The organism is Micromonospora sp. NPDC005171, assembly GCF_040608575.1.
Classification (GTDB): Bacteria; Actinomycetota; Actinomycetes; order Mycobacteriales; family Micromonosporaceae; genus Micromonospora.
Genome location: NZ_JBEXIM010000005.1, coordinates 269,556 through 294,225, shown reverse-complemented (window position 1 = coordinate 294,225; position 24,670 = coordinate 269,556). Strand labels below are relative to the sequence as shown.

24 protein-coding genes are annotated in these 24,670 nt (G+C 71.3%); 13 read left to right on the top strand and 11 right to left on the bottom strand.

The window, feature by feature from the left end:
• Nucleotides 1-95 precede the first annotated feature (95 nt).
• Entirely contained in the window at nucleotides 96-1,880 is a 1,785-nt protein-coding gene (arc, locus tag ABZU74_RS11345) for a proteasome ATPase (RefSeq protein WP_030332887.1), read from the bottom strand.
• 178 nt (nucleotides 1,881-2,058) lie between these two features.
• Between arc and ABZU74_RS11340 the strand changes: the two genes are divergently transcribed.
• Nucleotides 2,059-2,349 (top strand): ferredoxin, encoded by a 291-nt coding sequence (locus tag ABZU74_RS11340; protein ID WP_355421412.1) that lies wholly within the window; start codon nucleotides 2,059-2,061, stop codon nucleotides 2,347-2,349.
• A gap of 49 nt (nucleotides 2,350-2,398) precedes the next feature.
• Here the strand turns inward: ABZU74_RS11340 and ABZU74_RS11335 are convergent, their stop codons facing one another.
• From ABZU74_RS11335 to ABZU74_RS11325, 3 genes are read right to left on the bottom strand one after another with little or no spacing between them, the layout of a single operon-like run.
• Entirely contained in the window at nucleotides 2,399-2,971 is a 573-nt protein-coding gene (locus ABZU74_RS11335; protein ID WP_091408625.1) for a hypothetical protein, read from the bottom strand.
• A 46-nt stretch (nucleotides 2,972-3,017) separates the two neighbouring features.
• Nucleotides 3,018-3,971 (bottom strand): tRNA (adenine-N1)-methyltransferase, encoded by a 954-nt coding sequence (locus tag ABZU74_RS11330; RefSeq protein WP_355421409.1) that lies wholly within the window; start codon nucleotides 3,969-3,971, stop codon nucleotides 3,018-3,020.
• Nucleotides 3,972-4,015: 44 nt separating this feature from the next.
• Complete coding sequence (locus ABZU74_RS11325) at nucleotides 4,016-5,170, bottom strand: site-2 protease family protein (protein WP_355421296.1); 1,155 nt, start codon at nucleotides 5,168-5,170, stop codon at nucleotides 4,016-4,018.
• A gap of 77 nt (nucleotides 5,171-5,247) precedes the next feature.
• Between ABZU74_RS11325 and ABZU74_RS11320 the strand changes: the two genes are divergently transcribed.
• From ABZU74_RS11320 to ABZU74_RS11305, 4 genes are all read left to right on the top strand, one after another.
• Nucleotides 5,248-6,162, top strand: coding sequence for a PD-(D/E)XK nuclease family protein (locus tag ABZU74_RS11320; RefSeq protein ID WP_355421293.1), 915 nt, complete (start codon nucleotides 5,248-5,250; stop codon nucleotides 6,160-6,162).
• 199 nt (nucleotides 6,163-6,361) lie between these two features.
• Nucleotides 6,362-7,048 carry a response regulator transcription factor gene (locus tag ABZU74_RS11315; protein WP_355421290.1) on the top strand — a complete coding sequence of 229 codons (687 nt, stop codon included), beginning with the start codon at nucleotides 6,362-6,364 and terminating at the stop codon, nucleotides 7,046-7,048.
• A gap of 356 nt (nucleotides 7,049-7,404) precedes the next feature.
• Nucleotides 7,405-8,172 (top strand): ABC transporter ATP-binding protein, encoded by a 768-nt coding sequence (locus tag ABZU74_RS11310; RefSeq protein WP_030332873.1) that lies wholly within the window; start codon nucleotides 7,405-7,407, stop codon nucleotides 8,170-8,172.
• Nucleotides 8,172-10,727, top strand: a complete 2,556-nt coding sequence (locus ABZU74_RS11305; protein ID WP_355421287.1) for an FtsX-like permease family protein — start codon at nucleotides 8,172-8,174, stop codon at nucleotides 10,725-10,727. The genes ABZU74_RS11310 and ABZU74_RS11305 overlap by 1 nt, the downstream gene beginning before the upstream one ends.
• 93 nt (nucleotides 10,728-10,820) lie before the next feature.
• Here the strand turns inward: ABZU74_RS11305 and ABZU74_RS11300 are convergent, their stop codons facing one another.
• Both ABZU74_RS11300 and ABZU74_RS11295 read right to left on the bottom strand, forming a co-directional pair.
• Nucleotides 10,821-11,477 carry an HAD family phosphatase gene (locus ABZU74_RS11300; protein WP_355421406.1) on the bottom strand — a complete coding sequence of 219 codons (657 nt, stop codon included), beginning with the start codon at nucleotides 11,475-11,477 and terminating at the stop codon, nucleotides 10,821-10,823.
• Between the two features lie 121 nt (nucleotides 11,478-11,598).
• A complete protein-coding gene (locus tag ABZU74_RS11295) occupies nucleotides 11,599-12,342 on the bottom strand; it encodes a neutral zinc metallopeptidase (protein ID WP_355421284.1) in 744 nt (247 codons plus the stop codon).
• A gap of 581 nt (nucleotides 12,343-12,923) precedes the next feature.
• On the opposite strand from ABZU74_RS11295, the gene ABZU74_RS11290 reads away from it, so the two are divergent.
• Both ABZU74_RS11290 and ABZU74_RS11285 read left to right on the top strand, forming a co-directional pair.
• Nucleotides 12,924-13,316, top strand: coding sequence for a YciI family protein (locus tag ABZU74_RS11290; RefSeq protein WP_355421403.1), 393 nt, complete (start codon nucleotides 12,924-12,926; stop codon nucleotides 13,314-13,316).
• Nucleotides 13,294-14,631: a DUF6596 domain-containing protein gene (locus tag ABZU74_RS11285; protein ID WP_355421281.1), complete on the top strand. Its 1,338-nt coding sequence runs from the start codon at nucleotides 13,294-13,296 to the stop codon at nucleotides 14,629-14,631. The genes ABZU74_RS11290 and ABZU74_RS11285 overlap by 23 nt, the downstream gene beginning before the upstream one ends.
• A 73-nt stretch (nucleotides 14,632-14,704) precedes the next feature.
• Here the strand turns inward: ABZU74_RS11285 and ABZU74_RS11280 are convergent, their stop codons facing one another.
• The gene (locus ABZU74_RS11280; protein ID WP_355421278.1) at nucleotides 14,705-15,805 is read right to left on the bottom strand and encodes an ionic transporter y4hA; all 1,101 of its coding nucleotides are present in this window, start codon (nucleotides 15,803-15,805) and stop codon (nucleotides 14,705-14,707) included.
• A gap of 111 nt (nucleotides 15,806-15,916) precedes the next feature.
• Here ABZU74_RS11280 and ABZU74_RS11275 point away from each other — a divergent pair, with 111 nt between their 5' ends.
• Both ABZU74_RS11275 and ABZU74_RS11270 read left to right on the top strand, forming a co-directional pair.
• Complete coding sequence (locus ABZU74_RS11275) at nucleotides 15,917-16,279, top strand: metalloregulator ArsR/SmtB family transcription factor (protein ID WP_355421275.1); 363 nt, start codon at nucleotides 15,917-15,919, stop codon at nucleotides 16,277-16,279.
• The gene (locus ABZU74_RS11270; RefSeq protein WP_355421272.1) at nucleotides 16,276-16,779 is read left to right on the top strand and encodes an SRPBCC family protein; all 504 of its coding nucleotides are present in this window, start codon (nucleotides 16,276-16,278) and stop codon (nucleotides 16,777-16,779) included. Before ABZU74_RS11275 ends, ABZU74_RS11270 begins: the two co-directional genes overlap by 4 nt.
• On the opposite strand, the gene mug is transcribed toward ABZU74_RS11270, so the two are convergent.
• Nucleotides 16,776-17,345, bottom strand: coding sequence for a G/U mismatch-specific DNA glycosylase (gene mug, locus ABZU74_RS11265; RefSeq protein WP_355421269.1), 570 nt, complete (start codon nucleotides 17,343-17,345; stop codon nucleotides 16,776-16,778). The genes ABZU74_RS11270 and mug overlap by 4 nt on opposite strands.
• A 62-nt stretch (nucleotides 17,346-17,407) precedes the next feature.
• On the opposite strand from mug, the gene ABZU74_RS11260 reads away from it, so the two are divergent.
• Entirely contained in the window at nucleotides 17,408-18,151 is a 744-nt protein-coding gene (locus tag ABZU74_RS11260; RefSeq protein WP_355421266.1) for a methyltransferase domain-containing protein, read from the top strand.
• Nucleotides 18,152-18,307: 156 nt separating this feature from the next.
• The gene (locus ABZU74_RS11255; protein WP_355421263.1) at nucleotides 18,308-19,138 is read left to right on the top strand and encodes a type II CAAX endopeptidase family protein; all 831 of its coding nucleotides are present in this window, start codon (nucleotides 18,308-18,310) and stop codon (nucleotides 19,136-19,138) included.
• A gap of 65 nt (nucleotides 19,139-19,203) precedes the next feature.
• Here ABZU74_RS11255 and ABZU74_RS11250 read toward each other — a convergent pair whose 3' ends face one another.
• From ABZU74_RS11250 to ABZU74_RS11240, 3 genes are all read right to left on the bottom strand, one after another.
• Nucleotides 19,204-20,055, bottom strand: a complete 852-nt coding sequence (locus tag ABZU74_RS11250; RefSeq protein ID WP_355421260.1) for a phosphatase PAP2 family protein — start codon at nucleotides 20,053-20,055, stop codon at nucleotides 19,204-19,206.
• A gap of 104 nt (nucleotides 20,056-20,159) precedes the next feature.
• Nucleotides 20,160-21,800 carry an MDR family MFS transporter gene (locus tag ABZU74_RS11245; RefSeq protein WP_355421258.1) on the bottom strand — a complete coding sequence of 547 codons (1,641 nt, stop codon included), beginning with the start codon at nucleotides 21,798-21,800 and terminating at the stop codon, nucleotides 20,160-20,162.
• A complete protein-coding gene (locus ABZU74_RS11240) occupies nucleotides 21,797-22,270 on the bottom strand; it encodes a MarR family winged helix-turn-helix transcriptional regulator (protein WP_355421255.1) in 474 nt (157 codons plus the stop codon). The genes ABZU74_RS11245 and ABZU74_RS11240 overlap by 4 nt, the downstream gene beginning before the upstream one ends.
• A 108-nt stretch (nucleotides 22,271-22,378) precedes the next feature.
• On the opposite strand from ABZU74_RS11240, the gene ABZU74_RS11235 reads away from it, so the two are divergent.
• Both ABZU74_RS11235 and ABZU74_RS11230 read left to right on the top strand, forming a co-directional pair.
• Nucleotides 22,379-23,056 (top strand): TetR family transcriptional regulator, encoded by a 678-nt coding sequence (locus ABZU74_RS11235; protein WP_355421253.1) that lies wholly within the window; start codon nucleotides 22,379-22,381, stop codon nucleotides 23,054-23,056.
• A 416-nt stretch (nucleotides 23,057-23,472) separates the two neighbouring features.
• Nucleotides 23,473-24,612, top strand: coding sequence for a ThuA domain-containing protein (locus ABZU74_RS11230; RefSeq protein WP_355421401.1), 1,140 nt, complete (start codon nucleotides 23,473-23,475; stop codon nucleotides 24,610-24,612).
• Nucleotides 24,613-24,670: the final 58 nt, after the last annotated feature.

The following is a 24,670-nucleotide window of genomic DNA, read 5'->3' as shown; positions in this document are numbered from 1 at the left end:
TCAGTGGTCGGTGTTGAGTTTCGCTGCCTGGCCGACGCCCTGGCCTACCGCAACGAGGGTGTCCGCCGGGTTGGCGGACACCCTCGTTGTCGGGGTCAGAGGTACTGGCCGGTGTTGCTGGCGGTCTCGATGGACCGGCCGGCCTCGGCGCCCTTGCCGCCGGACACGAGCGTGCGGATGTAGACGATCCGCTCGCCCTTCTTGCCGGAGATGCGCGCCCAGTCGTCGGGGTTGGTGGTGTTGGGGAGGTCTTCGTTCTCGCGGAACTCGTCGACGCAGGCGTCGAGCAGATGCTGCAGGCGCAGCCCCTTGCGACCCGAGGTGAGGAACTCCTTGATGGCCATCTTCTTGCTCCGGTCGACGATGTTCTGGATCATCGCGCCGGAGTTGAAGTCCTTGAAGTAGAGGACTTCCTTGTCACCGTTGGCGTAGGTGACCTCGAGGAATCGGTTCTCCTCGGTTTCGGAGTACATCCGCAGCACCACTGCGTCGATCATCGCCGCGACGGTGGCCTGCGGGTCCGTACCGTGTTCGGCAAGGTCGTCCGGGTGCAGGGGCAGCCCGGAGAGGATGTACTTCGAGAAGATGTCCTTGGCCGCTTCGGCGTCCGGTCGCTCGATCTTGATCTTCACGTCGAGGCGACCGGGGCGCAGGATCGCCGGGTCGATCATGTCTTCCCGGTTGGAGGCGCCGATGACGATGACGTTCTCCAGCCCCTCCACGCCGTCGATCTCGCTGAGCAGCTGCGGGACGATCGTGTTCTCCACGTCGGAGGAGACACCGGAGCCGCGGGTCCGGAAGATCGAGTCCATCTCGTCGAAGAACACGATCACCGGCGTGCCCTCGCCGGCCTTCTCCCGGGCACGCTGGAAGATCAGCCGGATGTGCCGCTCGGTCTCACCGACGTACTTGTTGAGCAGCTCCGGGCCCTTGATGTTGAGGAAGAAGCTGGTGTGCTTCTCCTTGCCCTGCCGCTCGGCGATCTTCTTGGCCAGCGAGTTGGCCACCGCCTTGGCGATCAGCGTCTTGCCGCAGCCGGGCGGGCCGTAGAGCAGGATGCCCTTGGGCGGGCGGAGCTGGTGCTCGCGGAACAGGTCCGCGTGCAGGAAGGGCAACTCCACCGCGTCGCGGATCTGCTCGATCTGCGACTGGAGGCCACCGATGTCGCCGTAGTCGACGTCGGGCACCTCCTCCAGGACCAGCTCCTCGACCTCGCTCTTCGGGATCCGCTCGTACGCGTACGCCGAGCGGGGCTCGATCATCAGCGAGTCGCCGGCCCGGATCGCCGAGCCGATGAGCGTCTCGGCGAGGTGCACGATGCGCTCCTCGTCGGAGTGGGAGACCACCAGCGCCCGGTCGCCCGGACCGCCGTTCGGCCCCTCCAGGATCTCCTTGAGCATCACCACTTCGCCGACCCGCTCGTAACCGAACGCGTCGACGATGTTGAGCGCGTCGTTGAGCAGGACCTCCTGGCCGCGCCGCAGGTCACCCACGTCGAGCGAGGGCGAGACCGCGACCCGTAGTTTGCGGCCGCCGGTGAAGACGTCCACCGTGCCGTCCTCGTGCTTGGCCAGGAAGACGCCGTACCCGCTCGGCGGTTGCGCGAGCCGGTCGATCTCCTCCTTGAGCGTCACGATCTGCGTGCGAGCTTCCTTGAGGGTGCTCACCAGCCGGTCGTTGTTCTCGGTCAGCCGCGCCAACTGTGCCTGGGTGGCCGCCAGCCGCTCTTCGAGCTGCCGGACGTGTCGGGGGCTTTCGGTCAACTTGCGCCGCACCAGGGCGAGTTCCTCTTGCAGGAACGCGACCTGCGTGGAGAGATCGTGGGCTTCCTTCTCCCACCGTGCGGCGCGCGAGTCCGCGTCGTCGCTACGTGCTGCCACGTCCCACCTCCCCGGGGGGCTTGAACGTTCTGCCCTAACACTAGCCGCTATGAGGCCGATTCGGTCCCACGCAACACCCTCGTCACCGAACCTTGATCGCCAAGGGTGGCCTGACGGGCCGTTACCGGCGTTCGGGTACCGTCGGGGCGTGGGACGGGAGAACATGGGGGGTGCACAGGTGGCCGAGGTCGCGACCGACGAACTGCAGGTCTGGGTCGACCAGGACCTCTGCACGGGCGACGGGCTCTGTGTGCAGTACGCGCCGGAGGTGTTCGAGTTCGACATCGACGGCCTGGCCTACGTCAAGGGCGTCGACGGTGAGCTGCGGATGGCGCCGGGCAGCCGGGTCGACGTCCCCGCGCACCTGCGACTCGAGGTGATCGACTCCGCGAAGGAGTGCCCGGGCGACTGCATCCACGTGGTGCGCGGCGACGGCGTCGAGGTCGCCGGCCCGGACGCCGAAGACTGACCCGACGGCCGGGCCGCGCGGCCCGGCCGGGTCCAGAACGGGGTACGCCTCAGAGCATCGGACGGCCGACCACCGAGGCGACCAACCGCGCGAACTCCTCCAACCGGGCGATCTGCCCGGCCCCGCCGTCGTCGAGGGTCTTGCCGAAGCGCAGCGCGTCGTGCCGGGGCGTACCGGCCATCTCCTCGCTCGGTGGCGCCTCGTCCAACGAGGTGAGCAGCAGGTAGACGTCGATGCTGTCGACCCGGATCTCACCGCTCTCGGCACGGTTGAGCCGCCGCCGGCAGCCCACCTCGGTGACTGTGGAGACCGGCACCACCCGCAGCGACGAGGTCATCGAGCCCGGTGGGCCCTCCTCCGGCGGTACGTCCTCGCCGTGCCAGAGGATGAGCCGGCTGCCGTCGCACACGACGACCTCCTGCCACACCCCGTTGACCTCGTTGACGAAGCGTTCCAGTGTGAAACCGAGCACCGACGCGCCGCGCAGCACGCCGCCGAGCGCCTCCAGGGCGACGTCCGGGTCACGCAGGTATGCCCGCGCCGCCGATTCCAGGTCCTGGTAGGGCGACCAGTCGGGAAAGACCGCGGGGAGGTCTCCGCCCCCGTAGCCCGGTCGGCTCATGCCAGCGTCTCCCCCTGCTCGGCGGTGCCGACACTCAGCTCGATGGTCACGGCCTGTCCATCTCCCCCGCACCGTCGGGCTGAGCGCCTGCCGCCTGGGCGGCCGCGGCCTGGCGGGCCGCCTCCGCCTCGCGCAGGTCCTGGCGGCGCTGCGCGTACGCCTCGGTGCCCTTGCTGGGCTTGCGGCGGCGCGGCGGCGCGGTGACCCCCGGGGCCAGCTTGCGCGCGGACACCAGGAAGGCGGTGTGCGCGATCATCCGGTGGTCCGGGCGGACGGCGAGGCCCTCGGCGTGCCAGTCGCGTACCAGGGACTCCCAGGCTCGTGGCTCGGTCCAGCCGCCGCGCTCCCGCAGCGCCTCCACCAGTTCGGAGAGCTGCGGTGTGGTGGCGACGTAGCCGATGAACACCCCGCCGGGCACCAGCGCCCGCTCGACCATGTCGAGGGTCTCCCAGGGGGTCAGCATGTCCAGGATGATCCGGTCGAAGCCGGTCTCCTGGCACTGGGCGACGTCGCCGACGTGCAGGTTCCACGAGGGGTGCGGCCCGTTGAAGAACGCCTCGACGTTGCGCTTGGCGATCTGGGCGAAGTCGTCGCGCAGCTCGAACGAGTGCAGCTCGCCCTCGGTGCCGACGGCGCGCAGCAGGGAGCAGCTCAGCGCGCCGGAGCCGGCGCCGGCCTCGAGGACCTTTGCGCCGGGGAAGATGTCGCCCATCGCGACGATCTGCGCCGAGTCCTTCGGGTAGATCACCTGGGCGCCGCGCGGCATGGACAGCACGTAGTCCGACAGGAGCGGCCGCAGGGCAAGGAACGCGGTGCCGCCCCCGGAGGTGGTCACCACGCTGCCGTCGGGGAGCCCGATCAGCGCGTCGTGCGCCAGGATGCCGCGGTGGGTGTGGAACTCCTTGCCGGGCTCCAGCGTCACTGTGTGCATCCGCCCCTTGGGGTCGGTCAGCTGGACCCGGTCGCCGGGCCGGAACGGCCCCCGGTGCACGGGTGTCAGCGCCGGGTTGGCGGGGTCGGCGGCGACGGTGGAGGGAGTTGCGGTCACGGTGTCATCTTCCGGTTGGGTTCGAGGAGCTGTGCCAGGTCCGCGATGTGCAGAATGCCGACGACATCTTCGCCTGACGTCACCACGTACTGCGCGCCCGGGTGGGTCTGTACGGCCTCCATCACCCGCTCGCCGTCCCACCCGACCGGCAACGTGGGAAGTGTGCCCAGTGACCGGGCGACGGCGTCCACCGCCAGCCACGGTCGGCGCTCGACCGGCACCGCGTCGGCGGCGGCCGGGTCGACGAGCGCCACCGGTCGACCGGTGGAGTCGGTGACCAGCAGCGCGGAACCGGGCTGCCCGCTCTCGGCCTGTCGGCGCTGGGCCTCGGCCAGCGGCGTACCGGTGGCCACCGGCCAGGTCGGCCGGGCCAGCCGGGCGAGGTCGATCAGCGGGAACCGGCGGCTGACCCGGGCGGCCCGGATCGACTGCCCGGCGCCGCGCCAGAGGGTGACGGCGACCAGCAGCATCAGCGGCAGCGCCAACGGCGCCAGACGCCGCTCGACGGTGAGCAGCAGGACCAGGGCCGCGGTGCCGACGGCGACGATCCGGCCGGCCCACCCGGCGACCTCGGTGCCGAGGTGCCGGTCGCGGGTCAACCCCCAGACGGCGGCGCGCAGCGCCCGGCCGCCGTCGAGCGGCAGCCCGGGCAGGCTGTTGAACAGCGCCACGATGACGTTGCTGACAGCGAGCTGGAAGGCGAGCTGGTGTGCCACGGTCCCCTCGGGCAGGGCGAGCGTGGCGGCGACCGCCAGGACGCCGAGCACCGCGGAGACCGCCGGGCCGGCCAGCGAGACCAGCAGGTCGACGCGGGGCGACGGGGCGTCCCGGTCCATCTCGGTGTAGCCGCCGAGCAGCTCCAGGGTGATCCCGCGCACACCGATGCCGTACCGCCGGGCGGTGAGGGCGTGGCCGAGCTCGTGCAGCAGCACCGAGCCGAGTAGCGACACGACGAACCCGAACCCGATCAGGTAGCCGCTGAGCTGCGGTAGGTCCAGTTGTCGGCGGGCGAACTCGCCGTACAGCACCGCGATGAGCACCGCGAGCAGGACCATGGAGCCGTTGAGGTGCAGCGGCACCCCGAACACCCGGCCGACGTTCAGGCCGAGGCGTCGGTCTGGTCTGCGCGGTGGCCGGGTCGTCTGCTCCATCGCCACGATGCTACGGACCGTCGCTGTGTGGGGCGGGCGGCGGTCGGTGTCACACCGGTGCCCTAACCTTTGCCGACATGACGGCGGAATCGGTCACCACCTCCCAGCCCTCCCCTGCGGCGCCGGCGCCGCCGACGGTGCGGGCCTCGCTGTCCCCGTCGCGGGCGGCGGATTTCAAGACCTGCCCGCTGCTCTACCGGTTCCGCAGCATCGACCGGCTGCCCGAGCGCACCACCATCGAGCAGGCCCGGGGCACGTTGGTGCACGCGGTGCTCGAGCGCCTGTTCGACCTGCCCGCCACGGGCCGCACGCCGGAGGCGGCCGGCGACCTGGTGGCCCCCCAGTGGGACCGGCTGGTCACCGAGCAACCGGAGCTGGCGGGGATCTTCGACGGCGCGGAGCCGGCCGGCCCGGTGGAGTTCCTCCGCTCCGCCGCCGGGCTGTTGCAGGGTTACTTCGCGGTGGAGGACCCGACCCGGCTGGAGCCGGCCGAACGCGAGAGCCTGATCTCCGCGGTCGTCGACGAGGAGTTGCTGATCCGGGGTTACCTCGACCGGCTCGACGTCGCTCCGGACGGCGCGCTGCGGGTGGTCGACTACAAGACCGGCGGCGCTCCGCGGGAGGCGTTCGAGGCGCGGGCGCTGTTTCAGTTGAAGTTCTACGCCCTGGTGCTGTGGCGTACCCGGGGGGTGGTGCCCCGGGTGCTGCGGCTGCTCTACCTGCGCGACGCCGAGGTGTTGGATTACACACCCGACGCCGACGAGCTGGTCCGCTTCGAGCGCACGGTGGTGGCGCTGTGGCGGGCGATCGAGCAGGCCACCGCCCTGCAGGATTTCCGGCCCCGGCCGAGTCGGCTCTGTGACTGGTGCAGCCACCAGGCGATCTGTCCCAGCTTCGGCGGCACCCCGCCGCCGTTCCCGGTCGCCGCCGCGAGCGCCGACCCGCTGCGCGACTCCCGGTCCACCCCGGTGGCGCCGGGCGCCGACGAGTGACGGTCCGCTGACCGACGGGCACGCCCGGCGCGGCAGTTCGGGCCGCCGGGGTCACCTGCCCCGGGAGACCCGACCGCAGCGGTGCCGCAGCGGTCGGGACAGGGCGACCGGCCGGCCCCTACGGTGATCCGCGACGCACCGGCTCCGGTGCGCGAGGATGACCGGTGCGCGCCACGAGGTCGGCGGGAGGGGAGACGAGATGAGCGAGCGGACGCCCTCGGCACGGCCGGTGCGGATCCTGCTCGCCGACGACCAGCCGCTGCTGCGGACCGGGTTCCGGATGGTGCTGGGCGCCGAGACCGACCTGGACGTGGTGGCCGAGGCCGGTGACGGCGTGGAGGCGGTGGAGCTGTCCCGCCGGCTGCTGCCCGACGTGGTGCTGATGGACGTCCGGATGCCCCGGATGGACGGGGTGGCGGCGACCCGGGCCATCGTCGACGCCCGGCTGCCGGTACGGGTGCTGGTGCTCACCACCTTCGACCTGGACGAGTACGTGGTGGGGGCGTTGCGGGCCGGCGCCAGCGGGTTCCTGGCCAAGGACGTGCCGGCCGAGGACCTGATCGCGGCGATCCGCACTGTCGCCGGCGGGGACGCGGTGGTGACCCCGCGGATCCTGCGGCGACTGCTGGACCGCTTCGCCGAGTTGCTGCCCGACCCGGCGGCGACACCGTCGGCGGCGCTCAACGCGCTCACCGACCGGGAGCGCGAGGTGCTCGTGCAGGTGGCCCGGGGGCTGTCCAACGCCGAGATCGCGACGGTCCTGTCGGTGAGCGAGACCACCATCAAGACCCACGTCGGGCATGTGCTGACCAAGCTGCGGTTGCGCGACCGGGTGCAGGCGGTGGTGCTGGCGTACGAGTCGGGGTTGGTCCGCCCCCGGGCGTAGCCGAACCGGCCCGGGTACCTCACCCGGCGTACTCGAAGATCCCTCCGTGGGGGGACGGCCACCGTTGCCGCCGTCACCTACCGTGACCGGAGATGGCCTGGTTCGGTTGACCCTCCTGTGGCGTCAGGTGGAAGTGTCGGTGCTGCCGCCCCGCCGCCATGGGAAAAAACGGTCGAACGGTCGTCGACTCAGGGGCAACCCTGATCCGACATGGGGGTGCACCCGCAGCGGGAAATCCGCGCCGGGTCCCCCCAGGGTCGGACGGGGCGGGCGTATTCAGCACCGATGATTGAACAGTCGCGCCGGACCATCGGGGGGCGGCGTGCATTTTCGGACAGACGGAAGAGGTAGATGACGTGACCGCGACGGTAGGCCAGCAGGCGCAGGCCGCGGCCCGGGCGAACGACGTGTGGAAGGTGTACGGCAGCGGCGAGGCTCAGGTCATCGCGCTGCGGGGGGTCAGCGCGGAGTTCGAACGTGGTCGCTTCACCGCGATCATGGGCCCGTCGGGTTCCGGTAAGTCGACGCTGATGCACTGCCTGGCCGGATTGGACTCGGTGACCAGGGGGACGGTGTCGATCGGTGAGACGACGGTCACGGGGCTGGGCGACGCGGGGCTGACGAAGCTGCGGCGCGACAAGGTGGGCTTCATCTTCCAGCAGTTCAACCTGCTGCCGACGTTGACCGCCAAGGAGAACATCCTGCTGCCGCTGTCGATCGCCGGGCGCAAGCCGGACCCGGCCTGGTACGACACGGTGATCGAGACGGTGGGTCTGAAGGACCGGCTGGACCACCGGCCGGCGCAGCTCTCCGGTGGGCAGCAGCAGCGGGTGGCGTGCGCGCGGGCGCTGGTCTCCCGCCCCGAGGTGATCTTCGCGGACGAGCCGACCGGCAACCTGGACTCGCGCTCCGGCGCGGAGGTGCTCAACTTCCTGCGGAACTCGGTGCGGGAGCACGGCCAGACCATCGTGATGGTGACCCACGACCCGACGGCCGCCGCGTACGCCGACCGGGTGGTCTTCCTCGCCGACGGTGAGATCGTCTCGGAGTTGATCGAGCCGACCGCCGAGACGGTGCTGGACACCATGAAGAAGCTGGACACCCCGGCCGAGGTGGGCAACTGATGTTCCGCGCGACACTGAAGAGTCTGCTGGCCCGCAAGGTCCGGCTGATCCTGTCCGGCCTGGCGGTGGTGCTCGGGGTGATGTTCGTCTCCGGCGCGTTCGTGCTCACCGACACGCTGGGTCGCTCCTTCGACTCGGTCTTCGCCGACGGTTTCTCCGAGATCGACGTGAACGTCGCGGCGAAGCCGAAGGTGCAGGTCAACGAGATGGAGGGCGAGCAGACCGTCGCCCCGCTGCCGGCCGCGCTGGTGGACCGGGTGAAGCAGGTGCCGGGGGCGGCGTCGGCGACGGGCGTTGTCAACGCCGACGGTGCCCGGGTGATCGGCAGCAACGGCAAGGTGGTCACCTCGTTCGGCCCGCCGCAGTTGGGCGAGAACTGGACCGGCGAGAGTGAGCTGCTGCAGCTGCGTGAGGGGCGCGCGCCGCAGGCCGAGGACGAGATCGTCATCAACAAGGCGTTGGCCACGGCCGCGAAGGTGCAGGTCGGCCAGAAGGTCGGGGTGCTCACCGCGTTCGAGTCGAAGAAGCGGGACTTCACACTGGTCGGCGTCTTCGGTTACAGCGGTGACCGGGACTCGATCGGCGGGGTCAACGAGGTCTTCTTCACCACGCCGGTGGCGCAGCGGCTGATGCTGGGCGAGCCGGATGTGTTCAGCAGCATCACCGTGCAGGCCGCCGGCGGGGTCTCCGACGAGAAGCTGCGCGACGACGTGGCCCGCACCCTGGGCGCGGACTTCGAGGTGAAGACCGGCGAGCAGGTGGCCGCGGACGCCTCGGCCAGCCTGAAGGAGGGCCTGTCCTTCTTCAACAAGATCCTGCTCGGCTTCGCCGCGGTGGCGCTGCTGGTGGGCACCTTCCTGATCCTCAACACCTTCTCGATCATCGTGGCGCAGCGGACCCGGGAGTTGGCGCTGATGCGCGCCATCGGGGCCAGCGGCCGGCAGATCATCGGTTCAGTGGTGCTGGAGGCCATCGCGGTGGGGTTGATCGCGTCGGTGCTCGGCCTCGCCGCCGGCATCGGGGTGGGCGCGCTGCTGGCGTTCCTGTTCGGCAAGCTCGCCGGTGGGCTCACCCTGGCCGGCATCGGTGTCCCGGCCGCGGCGGTGATCGGTTCGTTCGCCGTCGGTCTGCTGATCACCGTGGTGGCGGCGTTGCTGCCGGCGCTGCGGGCGTCCCGGATCCCGCCGATCGCGGCCATGCAGGACGTGGCCACCCCGGACCGGCCGTTGACAAAGGTCACCGTGGCCGGGTCGCTGGTCACCGGCATCGGCGCGGTGCTGCTGTTCCTCGGGCTCAGCGGCAACGCCGGCGGTCAGACACTCTCGACCATCCTCGGTGGGGTGCTGTTCGCCTTCATCGGGGTGGCGCTGCTGACCCCGCTGATCAGTCGGCCGGTGGTGAGCCTGCTCGGCGCGATCTTCTCCTGGTCGGTGCCGGGCAAGCTGGGCCGGCTCAACTCCGGGCGCAACCCACGTCGTACCGCGATCACGGCCGCCGCGTTGATGGTCGGCATCGCGCTGGTCACCGGCGTCACGGTCATCCTCGACTCGGCCAAGGGCAGCATCAGCGCGCTCGCCCAGGACACCATCAAGGCCGAGCTGGTGATCGCCGGCCAGCAGGGCGGCCCGCGTCCGCCGACCTTCGACCCTGGGGTGCTGGACCAGGCCAAGGCCCTGCCCGGTGTGCGGTTGGTCGACGGCGAGTACGGCGACATGGCGCGGATCGACGGCGAGAGCACCTGGGTCGCGGCGAGCAGCGACCCGGCGTCGTTGCGGCAGATCTTCGGGGCGAAGCCCACCGCCGGTGACATCGACCGGATCGGGCCGACCCAGATGCTGGCCAGCTCGGACACTGCCACCTCGCGCGGCTGGTCGGTGGGCTCGACGGTGAACGTGCAGTTGACCCGGGGCGAGGCACGCACCTACACGGTCAGCGGCATCTACGAGTCGTCGCAGCTGACCAACCCGGTGACGCTTCCGCCGGCGGCGGCGAAGGACTTCGCCATCCCGCAGCCCATCCAGGGCTTCATCCAGCTGGCCCCGGGCACCCGGGTGTCGGATGTTCAGCCGCAGGTGGAGGCGTTGCTCGCGGACAGCCCCGAGGTGTCGGTGGCCGACCGGGACGCGTTCATCAAGCAGCAGACCAGTTCGCTCGACGGGCTGCTCACGATGATCCAGATCCTCCTCGCGCTGGCCATCGTGATCGCCGTGCTGGGCATCATCAACACCCTGGCCCTGTCGGTGCTGGAGCGGACTCGCGAGCTGGGTCTGCTGCGGGCGATCGGCCTGCGCCGGTCCCAGACCATGGGCATGATCACCGTGGAGGCGGTGGTGATCTCGGTGTTCGGCGCGCTGCTCGGCGTGGCGGTGGGCACCGGCCTCGGCGCAGCGGTGGTCGAGGCCCTCAAGGACGAGGGCATCACCGACCTGATCCTGCCCTGGGGGCAGATGGGTGTCTTCCTCGGTCTCGCCGCCATCATCGGCGTGGTGGCCGCGGTGCTCCCGGCCGTTCGGGCGGCCCGGATCAACGTCCTGGGCGCCATCGCCCACGACTGACCGGCACTGCCGAGGTCCCCGGTCGCCATCCGCGCGACCGGGGGCCTCGGCCGTCCGGTCTTCGCCGTGCGCGCCGGGCCGGCGGTGGGTCGGTCAGCCGGTCGCCGCGGCCCGATCGGTCAGCAGCGCCGCGAGCAGCTCCAGGTCCACTCCGGTCAGGCTCTCCACCTGGTGTACGCCGACAGTGCTCGGCAACGCCACCTCCGCCGGTACGGCCACCACCGCCGCGCCCGAGGCGAGCGCGCTGGCCACCCCGGTCGGCGAGTCCTCGATCGCCACGCACCGCTCGATCGGCACACCCAGCAGCCGAGCCGCGGTCAGGTACGGCTCGGGGTGCGGCTTGGCCGCCACCACCTCGTCGCCGGCGACCACCGTGTCGAAGTTGTCCCGACCCAGGGTGTCCAGGGCGATCTCGACAAGCGCCCGAGGGCTGGAGGTGACCAGCGCGGTGGGGATCCCCGCCGCGCGGACCGCGCGCAGCAGGTCGTACGCCCCCGGACGCCAGGGCAGACCGGTCCGGAACAGTTCCAGGATCCGGGCGTTGATCCACGCCGCGCTGATCTCCGGGTCCCGCTCGGGCTGGCCCAGGTCGTCGTGCAGGATGCGCATCGACTCGGCCATGGCGGTGCCGATGATGGCCTGGCGGGCGTCGACGGAGAGCTCCCCGCCGTACTCCTTCGCGAGTTCCTGCAACGCGACGTCCCACAGCTTTTCGCTGTCGACCAACGTGCCGTCCATGTCGAAGAGCACAGCGGCAGGGTGATGGCTGCTCAGCGGAACCTCCAGGGTCGTGACCGACACGGGCGATCCTGCCAGCACCCCACGTGGCCGGTGGCGGCAAAGGGTGCCAGGGTGATCCGGGCAACCCCGCTCAGCCCAGGTCGCACTCCTTCAGGGAGCCCTCGTAGCCCCGGAAGAACATGTCGGTGCGCTGCTCGGCGGTGCCGTGCGCCCCTTCCGCGAACCACGGCTGGTCCGGGTCGTCGCCGACCGCCGCCACCCCCTCGCGGAACTCGTCCAGGTCGCCCTCGGCGAGGGTCAGTGCGCCCGAGCGCACCGAGTCGCCGAGGTACGCCCCGGCCATGCAGTCGGCCTGCAACTCCTGCTGGATGGTGAAGCTGTAGTTGATGCCGAGCCGCACCTGGATGGCGTGCGCGTACTCGTGCCCGAGCAGGTAGAACACGAACGCGTCGCCGACCTGGCGGAACGCCGCCACCGACCAGGCAACGTCGTACGCGATGAAGTCCCCCTGCGAGCAGTAGACGGCGTTGTTGCGGGGCAACGGCTGGCCACCGCAGGACACCTCGCCGTCGCGCTGGTACGGGGTGATTCGGCGAATCGGTCGGAACCGCTGCCCGGACTCCTTGAACTGGGCCGCCCAGTACCGCTCGGCGACCGCCTGCGCGTCGGCGACGTCCTGCTCGAACTCGGCGACGCTCGTGGTGCTGTCGGCGCGGGTGGTGCTCGGTCCCGGCGAGGCGGCCGTTCGGTTCGCCCCGGGGCGCTCGGCCTCCGGCTCGGCCAGCCCACCGCCGGCGCAGGCGAGGGAGACCAGGGCGGCGATCAGCAGACCCGCCAACGGGCCCCGCGCGTCGCGTCCGAACCGTGCCCCCACTGTGCCTCCCCAGACATCGGTGCTCAGGCTGTTAGTACCCGGACGATAGGACCGAAACGCCCGTCAACGGTTTCACGCACGGTACGGCCGGACGGTTCACGCACGGTGGGCCCGATCGGGCTGCGGCGCAGCGGGCTCGGCTAGGCGCTGCTCACCCGCCCGACTCCCGACCGCGATGCCACGTGTCGCCCTGGTCACCGTGCCGCTCGGCCTCGTACCTGTGCTGTCGACCACGAGCCTCCCGCTCCGCCCCACGATCAAAACTGACGCCGCCGCCTCCCCGACCCCGCCACACGAGAACTCCCCAAGCCACACCCGCCACCAGCACAAAAACCCCGACCACCACCCACACCACAGTCATCCCGCCAACCTAGGCCCCACCCACCACCCCGAACCTCGGTGATCATGAAGTTGGCGTCATCCCACTCAGCGTGTCGTGACGCTAACTTCATGATCACCAGTTCGGGTGGGAGGAGGCAGACCCGGGGTGGGTGGGATGTCCGGGTGGGTCGGTGGGGTTCGACGTTTCCTGTGGGCGCCGGGGTGGTGTCCTTGCAGGAGGGGAGAGAATTGTGAAGTACATGATTTTGCTCTACGGGTCGCAGCAGGACTATGACGTGCTGTCCGGGCGGGCTTCCGACCGGCCGGCGATGTCGGCCGAGCAGATCGCGGCGATGCACCAGCACATGGAGACGTTCCACCAGGCGCTGGCCGAGTCCGGGGAACTGGTCGACGCCCGGGGGCTGAGCGAGCCGGTGCACGCCCGCCGGGTGCAGGTGCGCGAGGGTGCACCAGTGGTCACCGACGGCCCGTACCCGGAGACGCAGGAGGTCCTGGCCGGTTACACGATCGTGGAGTGCGCCAGCTTCGACCGGGCCACCGAGATCGCCGCCGGCCTGGTCGACCCGGACGCCTCCGGCGGGTACGTGGACGTGCGGCCGGTGCTCGACGGTGTCGAGGACCTGGCCGGCTGACCCGGTGCCGGAGACTCCCGCCGAGGACCTGCTGCGCGAGCTGGCGCCACAGGTCCTCGGCGCGCTGGTCCGCCGCTACGGGCACTTCGACACGGCCGAGGACGCGGTGCAGGAGGCGCTGATCGCCGCGGCCGACGGTTGGCCGCGCGACGGCGTACCGGAGAATCCGCGTGGCTGGTTGATCACGGTGGCGTCCCGGCGGCTGACCGACCTGCTGCGTCGCGAGCGGGCCCGGATGCGGCGGGAGGACACGGTGGCGCGGTGGGTGCTGCCGGAGCAGTGGCGCGCCCCCGCCGCCGACCGTCCGCCGGCGGACGCCGACGACACTCTCATCCTGTTGTTCCTGTGCTGCCACCCGGCGCTGTCGGCGGCGTCGCAGATCGCGCTCACCCTGCGCGCGGTGGGCGGGTTGAGCACCGCCGAGGTGGCGCGCGCGTTCCTGGTGCCGGAGGCGACGATGACCCGGCGGATCAGTCGGGGCAAGCAGCGGATCCGCGACAGTGGGCTGCGGTTCGCGCCGCCCACCGGCCCCGAGCGTGCCAACCGGCTCGCCGCCGTGCTGCACGTGCTCTACCTGATCTTCACGGAGGGGTACGCCCGCACGGCCGGGCCCGGGTTGCTGCGCGCCGACCTGACCGCCGAGGCGATCCGGCTGACCCGCCTGGTGCGCCGGCTGGTGCCCGAGGATCCCGAGGTGACCGGGCTGCTCGCGTTGATGCTGCTCACCGACGCCCGAGCGCCGGCCCGGATCGGCGTGCACGGCGAGCTGGTGCCGATGGCCGAGCAGGACCGCTCCCGGTGGCGAGCCGACCAGATCGCCGAGGGCATCGAGTTGATCAGCGGGGCGCTGCCGCGCGGGGTGGTCGGGGCGTACCAGCTCCAGGCGGCCATCGCTGCCGTGCACGACGAGGCACCCAGCGCGGCGGCCACCGACTGGGCACAGATCACCGCCCTGTACGAGGTGCTCCTCGCGATGTCCGACAACCCGGTGGTGGCGCTCAACCACGCGGTGGCGGTGGCGATGAGCCGGGGCGCGCCGGCCGGGTTGGCGTTGCTCGCCGGCCTGGCCGACGACCCTCGTCTCGCCGACGACCCGCGACTGCCGGCCGCCCGCGCCCACCTGTGGGAGCTGGAGGGTGAGCGGGTCGCGGCGCGGGAGGCGTACCGGATGGCGGCGGCGCGCTCGACGAACCTGGCGCAGCAGCGCTACCTGAACGCCCGCGCGGAACGTCTCGCCGGCGACCAGCCGCCCGCCGGCTCAGCCGACGACGCGCCGACCGGCAGCTCAGCCGGCGACCCGCCGATCGCCGGCTGAGCTGTCGGGCGTGCGGGTCACGGACCGAGCCGGCGGGCGGCTGGTCGCCGGCCGAGCCGGCGGACGGCACCGGTCAGGGACTGGCGGCCAGGAAGACGAAGGCGGCCAGCAGCACCAGGTGTACGCCGCCCTGCAACACGTTGGCCCGGCCGGGCACCACTGTGAGCACGGCGGTCACCGCGGTGAGCGCGAGCAGGGCGAGCTGGGTGCCGCCGAGGCCGAGCAGCAGCGGGCCGTCCAGCCAGATCGAGGCGATCGCGATGGCCGGGATGGTCAGGCCGATGCTGGCCATCGCCGAGCCGAGCGCGAGGTTCAGGCTGATCTGCACGCGGTCGCGGCGGGCGGCGCGGGCGGCGGCCAGGGTCTCCGGCAGCAGCACCAGCAGAGCGATGATCACGCCGACGAACGCGTGCGGCAGGTTCGCCGCGGCGACGCCGGCCTCGATGGTCGGGGAGACGGTCTTGGCGTCGCCGACCACAGCGACCAGCGCCACCAGCAGCAGCGCCAGGCTCGCGAGCGCCGCCCGGGTGGTCGGCGGCTTGGCGTGCTCCTCCGCGTCGATCACCTGGCCTCGGCTGTCCACCGGCAGGAAGTAGTCGCGGTGCCGGCCGGTCTGCACGAGCACGAACAGCCCGTAGAGCGCCAGCGAGGCGACGGCGGCGAAGGCGAGCTGCGCAGGGCTGAACTCCGGGCCGGGTCGGGCCGTGGTGAAGGTCGGAATGACCAGACTCAGGGTGGCCAGGGTGATCACGGTGGCCAGGGCCCCGCCGGTGCCCTCCGGGTTGAACACCGCGACGCGGCGGCGCAGCGCCCCGAGCAGCAGGGACAGGCCGAGTATCCCGTTACAGGTGATCATGACGGCGGCGAAGACGGTGTCCCGGGCGAGCGACTGGGTCTTCTCCGGCCCACTGATCATCAGCGTGACGATGAGGGCGACCTCGATCACGGTGACCGCGACAGCGAGCACCAGCGATCCGTAGGGCTCCCCCACCCGGTGGGCGACCACCTCCGCGTGGTGCACAGCCGCGAGCACGGCACCGCCCAGCAGCACCGCGACCAGCACGATGACCGGGCCAGGCAGGCTCCGCCCCCAGGTGAGGATCAACACCAGGACGGCGAGCACTGGTACGGCGAAAGTCCAGTCGGTCAGTCGGGAGCGAAGCAGGGCGGCCATGCCGTAAAGAGTGCCAGGTCAGGTGATCATGTGCCCACCACCGACGCACCGATCTGCGGTGTCGGCGGTCCACAACGGGCCAACCTGTAACCCATGGGTTACGCTTTCGGGGTGGATGAGGTGGCCGTCGCGATCGCGGACCCGGTGCGGCGGCACATCCTGACCATGTTGCGCGACGAGCCGCTCTCCGCCGGCGACATCGCCCAGCGGTTCACCATCAGCCGGCCCGCCGTCAGCCGCCACCTGCGGGTGCTGCGCGGCAGCGGCCTGGTCCGCGACGAGCTCGTCGGACGGCAGCGGATCTACCGGCTCGACCCCGGCCCGCTCGCCCCGCTGCTCGACTGGCTCACCGCGCTCACCACAGGCGACCGGTGGGGCCGGCACCTCGACGCGCTGGAGACCGAGGTCTATCGCACCCGCCGAGAACGCCGCAGCCGCGGCCCGGCGCAGCACCGAAGGGAGCACACGGCATGACCCGCACACCCGCCGGACGCCTGTTTCGCACCGACACCGGCCACGACCTCGTCCTCACCCGGACCTTCCGCGCCCCGGCGGCGGACGTCTGGGCCAGCCTGACCGAGCCGCAGCGTACGGCCCGCTGGTTCGGCCCGTGGGAGGGCGAGGCCGGGCCCGGACGCACCATCCGGGTCCAGATGGCGTACGAGGAGCAGCAGCCCTGGTGTGAGGTGCGCATCGGCGCCTGCGAACCGCGGCAACGCCTCGCCGTGTCGATGGTCGACGACTACGGCAGCTGGCTGCTGGAACTGTCGCTGACCGAGACCGACGGCACCACCGAGCTGCGGTTCGTGCAGCACCTGAGCAGCGTGCAGGGCATCGCCGAGGTGGGCGCCGGTTGGGAGTACTACCTGGACCTGCTGGTCGCCTCCCGGGACGGCTCGCCCCGCCCGGAGTTCGACGAGTACCACCCGGCGATGCAGCAGTACTACCAGGGGCTTGTCGCCGCGGCCGGCTAGGCGTCGAGCTCTTGGCGCAGCTTGGCGAACTCGGCGGTCAACGCCGGCAGCGGGAAGTGCGCGTTCAGGCCGCTGGGGTTCGGCAGCACCCAGACCCGGGTCGGGCCCAGCAGGTCCGGTCGCGGGCCCAGCCCGGCCTTCGGTCGGGCGAAGGCGATCCGGTACGCGGTCACCCCGAGGATCGCCACCCACAGCGGCCGGTAGCGCTCGGCCTTCACCGCCAACCCGGTGACACCGGCCACCAGTTCCTCCGACGTCAGCTCGGCGGCGCGGGCGGTGGCCCGGTCGCTCAGGCTGGTGATGCCCAGGCCCTGCCGCAGCAGCTCGTCGCGCTCCCACGAGTGCAGCTGGCGGTCGGTGAAACCGGCCCCGTGCAGGGCCGGCCAGAAGCGGCTGCCCCGGCGGGCGAACGGCTCCCACACGGCGGCCGAGTAGAGGCCCGGGTTGTAGCCGCAGAACAGCACGCGCAGCCCGGGGCCGATGATGTCCGGCAGACCCCGGCCGGCCGCCGCCGCCACCTCCTGCGCGGTCGGCCGCCGCGCCGGCCCCGCACGCTCCGCGTCCATCCCACCGATCCTGCCGTACGCCCCGGTGTCGGAGCCCGCACACGGCTTGACACCCTCATCGGATGCAGTCAACCGACCACCTCGCCGCCAGCCGTTACGCGCGGATGCGCTGGAACACTCCGCTCTCCCCGGAGCACGCAGCGTTGCTGCTGCAACGGCTCGACGTCCGCCCCGGCGCGCGCGTGCTCGACCTCGGGTGCGGCTGGGGTGAGCTGTTGCTGCGAGCGGTCACCGCCGGCGGCGTGTCCGGCCCGGTCGCCACGCGGGGCGTCGGCGTCGACACCGACGAGGCCGCGCTCGCCCGGGGGCGGCGGCTGGCCGCGGGTCGGTCGCTGAACCGGCACGTCGCCTTCGTGATGGGGGAAGCGGCGGCCTGGCAGGAGCCGGCCGACCGGGTGCTCTGCATCGGCTCGGCGCACGCCTTCGGCGGCACCACGGCCGCCCTCGACGCCCTCGCCGACGTGGTCCGGCCCGGTGGGCGGCTGCTGTTCGGCGACGCGTACTGGGAACGGTCCCCCACGACGGAGATCGCCGAGGTCTTCGGCCCGGAGGTCCCGACCCTTCCCGGGCTGATCGAGGCCGCCCGCGAGCGCGGCTGGCGGTTGCTACACCTGAGCACCGCCGACCAGCGGGAATGGGACGACTTCGAGTCGACCTGGCTCGCCGGCCGGCAGGAGTGGCTGCTGGCATACCCGGAGGATCCCCGTGCGGCCGACGTCCGCGCGGAACTCGACGACCGGTTGCGTCAGTACGTCGGCGGTTACCGGGGTGTCCTCGGCCTCGCCTACCTCGTCCTCGGCCGCTGACGGTCCCGGTCACGTCGGGACCGAACGGCAGAGCCCGGATTGCTGGGCCGCCCGGTCCGCCGACGGCCGGTCGTGACCACGATCGCCGTTGACGCCGATGGCTACGCTGCGCCTTGCGTAGCGGTCCGCTCTACGGTGTCGGAGAGCGAGGCTGACGTGTCTGATACCCGGACGTCCCCCGACTCTCGTCTCGCCCTGCGCTGGCGAATCCTCATCGTGTTCGCCAGCACGGTGCTGGCGTGGCTGTTCCTCTATTACGGCGCGCTGCTCGGCCGTGACTACGACCGCCCGACCCATGTGGCCAGGGCCATCCTCACGACGGTGCTCATCGTCCCCCTGGTGGTGGCCGCCCGTCGCCTGCTCGACCGCCGCCCCTGGACCGGCCTCGGGCTGCCCTCCCTGCGCACCGGCTGGCGACGACTGCTGCTCGGCATGGCCTGCTGGCTCATCCCCGCCGCCGTCGGGTTCGCGCTCTGCCTCGGCTTCGGTTGGGTCGAGATCCGCCTGCGCGTCTCCGCGACGGACGCCCTGGGCGTGGCGGCGCTGCTGGTCGTCCTCGTCTTCCTGTACGAGGCACTGCCGGAGGAACTCGTCTTCCGCGGCTACCTCCAGCGCAACCTCGCCACCCGGTTGTCGGCCTGGCAGGCCGTCCTCGGACAGTCCGTGTTGTTCACAGTGTTCGGGTTCCTCGTCGGCGCCGCCACCTCCCTCGACAGACTGCTGCTGTTCTTCGTCTTCGCTCTGCTCCTGGGTGGCTTCCGTGTCGCCACCGGCGACATCTGGGCGGGCATCGGCTTCCACGTGGCGTTCCAGACCGTCGCCCAACTGTTCGGCGACGTGGGCGCCGTCTTCGACGTGACCGGTTCGAACGTGCTGGGAGTCGTCGCCATGGGTGCCATTTCGTTCGCATTCGGCTGGACAGCCATGCAACGGCTGCACCGCAACCGCCTGAACTGGCAGGCACGAGAACCGGAGCCGACCGGTTGACAAGCCCGTTCGGCGCTACCCCAGGGGCTAGCGCCGGTCGGTGCCCGGCACCGGCTCCTGGCCGGTCATGGCGTTCTCACGACGTCACCGGCGTCGGCTCGCGCGGGTGGGTGACCAGACGGCGCGTGCGGAGCCCGTACGCGCTGGCGGGGCCGTCCGGCCCGGGCGCCGCGTCCGCGGGTGGGTGGGCTGGTCGGCCGTGCGGGCCTGGGCAGCACGAGGCAGACGACGGCGAGCAGCACTGCCGCGACGACGCCGTCGAGCCAGTAGTGGTTGCCCGTGGTCACGACAACCAGCAGGGTGACGAGCGGGTGCGCCAGCCACAGCCACCGCAGGCGCCCGCCGGTCACCGCGATGAGCGCGACGGCGACGGCGAGAGCCCAGCCGACGTGCAGGGAGGGCATGGCGGCGTACTGGTTGCTCAACGCGTCCGTGTCGGGCGGGCCGTAGACGGCGGGCCCGTAACGGCTGCCGGTGTCCACCATGCCGGTCAGGGCGGTCAGTCGCGGCGGTGCCAGCGGAACCAGGAAGTGCAGCGCCAGTGCGGCCGCGGTGAGCCCGGCGAGCATGCGGCGCGTCCAGAGATAACGCACGGGGTGGCGTACGTACAGCCAGATCAGACAGATGATCGTGGCGGGGAAGTGCACGTACGCGTAGTAGCCGTTGGTCAGGTGCACCAACAGCTCGTGGGCGAGCACAGGACGTTGGAAGGCGGCCTCGTCGGGCAGGTGGAACAGGCGCTCCACCCTCCAGATCCATTCCCCGTTTCCCACCGCGGTCGACACCCGGTCGGCCGCCGCCACCCGAGCCGCCTTGTAGATGAGGAACAGTGCGGCGACGAGCCCCAGCTCACGCATGGCCCGGAGCAGTGCGGCGGCTCGCCGGGCGGGTGCCGCTGGCAGCTCCGCGGTATCCACAGACCCCTCGATTCGGTGACGTTCGCTCGTACCGGCCCTGGCTGGACAGACCGGGGCCGCCGCCGTCTGAGGACGGCGGCGGCCCCGGGTCGGATGGCCCGACGTCAGCCTCGCCGGGTCGGTCCGTCCTGCGGGGTGTCGACGCGCACCTGGTCGAAGGCGGGGGCGCCGTCGACCGCGTCGGCGGCGACGGCCGCCGACGTGGCGGCGTCCGGCAGGTCGAGGCTGGTCCGCAGGGTGATCGGCTTGAGCAGGAGCGCGGCGATGATGCCGACGACCCCGATGGCGGCGGAGATGAGGAAGATGTGTCCGGTGGCGTCGCCGTACGCGGCCCGGACGATCTCCTGGACCTGCTCGGGCAGGGCGGTGATGTTGAGGTTGCTGCTGCCCGAGCCGCCGGAGGTGGGGATCCCGGCGGCGGTGAGGTCGCGGGTGATCTGGTCGCCGACCCGGCGTGCGAGGACGGCGCCGAGCACGGAGACGCCGATGGTGCCCCCGAGCGACCGGAAGAACGCGACGCTGGAACTGGCCGCGCCGATGTCCTTGAGCGAGACCGTGTTCTGAACGGCGAGAACGAGGTTCTGCATGGTCATGCCGACGCCGACGCCGACGGTGAACATGGCGGCGCCGACCAGGACGAGCGACGTCTCGTGGTCGATGGTGCCGAGCAGTGCGAACCCGGCGACGAGCAGGATCGAACCGGCGACGATGTACGGCTTGATCTTTCCGCTCTTGGTGATCAGCCGACCCGCGACGATGGAAGAGCCGAGGACTCCGGCCATCATCGGGATGGTGAGCAGGCCTGCCTCGGTCGGGCTGTAGCCGCGGCCGATCTGGAAGTACTGACCGAGGAAGACGGCACCGCCGAACATGGCCATGCCGACCGCGAGGCTGCCGAGGATGGCCAGCGCGGTGGTGTGCTGGCGCACGATACCGAGCGGGACGACCGGCTCGGCCGCGCGTGATTCGACCCAGACCGCCAGGGCGAGCAGGACGAGCGATCCGCCCACCATGGCCGCGGTCTGCCAGGAGGCCCAGGCGAACGAGCCGTCGACGAAGGAGATCCAGATCAGCAGCACGCTGACGCCAGCGGCGATGAGGCTCGCACCCAGGTAGTCGATCTTGACGTTCTCACGCCGTGCGGTCGGCAGGTGCAGGGTGGCCTGGAGCAGGATCAGCGCGATGGCGGCTACCGGCACGCCGACGAAGAAGCACCAGCGCCAGCCGAGCCAGGACGTGTCGACGATGAGGCCGCCGAGCAGTGGGCCACCGACCGTCGCGACGGCCATGACACCACCGAGGTAGCCGTTGTAGCGGCCCCGCTCGCGCGGCGGGATCATGGCCGCGATCGCCACCTGGACGAGCGCCTGCAGACCGCCGACCCCGATGCCCTGGAACGCACGGGCGGCGATGAGCTGGCCGGCGCTCTGCGAGAAGCCGGCGACGACCGAGCCCACCAGGAAGACCACGATGGCGACCTGGATGAGGATCTTCTTGTTGAACAGGTCGGCCAGTTTGCCCCAGATCGGGGTGGTTGCCGTCGCGGTGAGCAGGGTGGCGGTGACCACCCAGGTGTACTGGTTCTGCGAGCCGTTCAGGGCTCCGATGATCTTCGGTAGCGCGGTCGAGACGACAGTGCTGCTCAGCATCGCTACGAAGAGCACCAGCAGCAGGCCACTGAGCGCTTCCAGCGTCCGCCGATGGGTCATCGGCTCAGCGCCGGCCGTCATGGTGGGTGCGCTCATCGCGCGGCCTCCAGGTTGTCGTTGTCGTTGTTTCCGAGGGCGATCTCGATGTCGCCGGTGAATCGGCCGAGGGCGACGCTCAGCGCCGCCACCTCGCCGGGAGTCCAGTCGGCGAGCGCCCGTTCGAGCACCTCGCCGTACCAGCGGTGGCTGTCGGCCAGGGCGGTACGGCCGGCCGGGGTGACCGCCAGGATGGTCGCCCGCTTGTCGGACGGGTCCGGCCGCCGCTCGACCAGCCCGTGCGCGACGAGCGCCGCGACGGAGCGACTGACGGTCGATGCGTCCAGCCGAGTGCGGTCGGCCAGGTCGCGGGCGTGACAGTCGCTGGAGAGCTGTTCGATCTGCACGAGCATGCCGAGCATGCCGGCCGGGATCACCGGGTGTTCGTCGGCCCGGCGCTGCTTCAGCAGTCGAACGCTTCTGACCAGGTCGTACAGGCGAAGGCCGACTTCACCGGCATCGCTGTCCACGTCTGCTCCCCACCCGAGTTGGTTGCCTCAAGCAAGCATCTACCGATCTTTCCCACTGCGCAAGTTTGCTCATTGAGAAGTCGCTCACCCGCACGTACCCTCGGTGCAATGGACGAGACGACCGGTCTGCGGGAGCGCAAGAAGGCGGCCACCCGCCTCGCCCTACACGAGGCGGCCCTCCGCCTCGCCGCCGACGAGGGCATCGACGCGGTGACGGTCGAGGCGATCGCCGACGCCGCCAACGTCTCCCGGCGGACCTTCTCCAACTACTTCTCCAGCAAGGAGCAGGCCCTCTTCCACGGCGACACCATGCGCCTGCACCGACTGTTGGAGCTGATCCGGGAACAGCCCCTCGACGAGGCGCCGTGGACCGTCCTCAGCCGGGCAGCCGAGCGCCTCACCGAGGAGGTCTTCGGCGGTTCTGAACCCTCCTGGCTGACCCAACGCCGGGAGCTACGCGGGCACCCCGGTCTGGCCCCACACCAGGTGGCGGCGTACGCCGCGATCGAGCGCGAGCTGGCCGCGGAACTCGCCCACCGGCTGACCGACGACGACGTCGCACTGCGCTCCCGCCTCCTGGCCGCGACCTTCCTGACCATCCTGCGGGTCGCCGTCCAGCATTGGATCGAGCACCCGGACGACCCCATGGCGGAAACCGTCCGGACCGCGCTCGTCGCGGCCGCGCCCGCGGTGCCCCCCGGACCAGCACCGGCACCTGGCACCGCTCTCCGATCCCCGCAGAATCCCCAGGGCCCAGTGAGTGGTAGCCAACGGGCGCGGTATTGACGGAGCGCAGACATCGGAGGTTTACTGCGTCAGCGACAGAAGTCGATGCGCCTTGACCATCCTTTGTGGTAAGTGGGGCACCTCGGCGACGCGATCGCGATTGGTCGCCACTGCCGAACCAGCCGTCTCCTGGCGCTGGCGGTAGCGACGCTCCCCCCTCGGCGGGCGGGGAGCACCGGCACGGCAACCCGCACGGCGCAGCGTCGCGCTACCCCCGCAGGACGATCCCCACAGGTACGGCACCACCCCGCACCATCTCAGCCGAGCGTCGGCGGCCCGGCTCCGTACCACCGCCAACCTCGGCCCCGGCGAGCCCGCACAGCTCCGTGACGCGCGCCTGGGCCGACGCTCAGCAGAGGAGCAAGACCATGCGTTCCCGTCCCCGCCTGTTGGCACTCGTCACCGGCCTGGCCGTCATGCTGGCCAGCCTGGTCGCCCTGCCGACCCCCGCTTCGGCGGCACCACTGACCAAGGTCCTGGTGTTCAGCAAGACCGCCGGTTTCCGGCACTCCTCCATCCCCAACGGCATCGCCGCGATCCAGCAGCTCGGCTCGGCCAACGGCTTCACAGTGACCTCGACCGAGGACGCCGCCCAGTTCACCACCTCCAACCTGGCCCAGTACCAGGCGGTGGTCTTCATGTCGACGACCGGCGACGTCCTCAACGCCAGCCAGCAGACGGCGTTCGAGTCGTACATCGCCGCAGGTGGCGGGTACGTCGGCGTGCACGCCGCTGCCGACACCGAGTACAGCTGGCCGTGGTACGGCTCGCTGGTGGGCGCGTGGTTCGACTCGCACCCGGCGATCCAGAACGCCACGGTGAAGATCGAGGACCAGACCAACCCGTCGACCGCCCACCTCGGCACCACCTGGGTCCGCTCCGACGAGTGGTACAACTACCGCACCAACCCGCGGTCCACCGCACGGGTCCTGGCCAGCCTCGACGAGTCGTCCTACAGCGGCGGCAACATGGGCGGCGACCACCCGATCACCTGGTGCAAGGCCTACGGCGGCGGGCGTGCCTGGTACACGGGTCTCGGGCACACCGAGGCGTCGTACACCGACCCGAACTTCACCAAGATGCTGCTCGGTGGCCTTCAGGTCGCCGCGGGCTCCGTCACGGCCGACTGCTCGCCGCGCACGACCACCCCGCCGCCCACCGCCACCGGCTCCACCCTGCGGGCCCGCGCCAACAACCAGTACGTCAGCGCGCCCAACTCCACCACCTCGCTGATCGCCAACAAGGCCAGCGTCGGCACCACCGAGCGGTTCGACCTGGTCAACCTCGCCAACGGCAACGTGGCACTGCGGGCCAAGGGCAACGGGCAGTTCGTCGCGGCCGAGAACGCCGGAGCCGCCGCGCTGATCGCCAACCGGGCCACCGCCGGCGCCTGGGAGACCTTCCAGCTGGTCCGCAACTCCGACGGCACGGTCAGCCTGCGGGCCACTGTCAACAACCGCTACGTCGCGGCGGACAACGCGGGCGCGTCCCCGCTGATCGCCAACCGGACCTCCATCGGTCAGTGGGAGAAGTTCGACCTGGTCACCACCAACTGACCTGCTCCCCCCGCTCGTTCTCCACCACCCCACCTGGTCGTGGTGCGCCCCCGCGCGC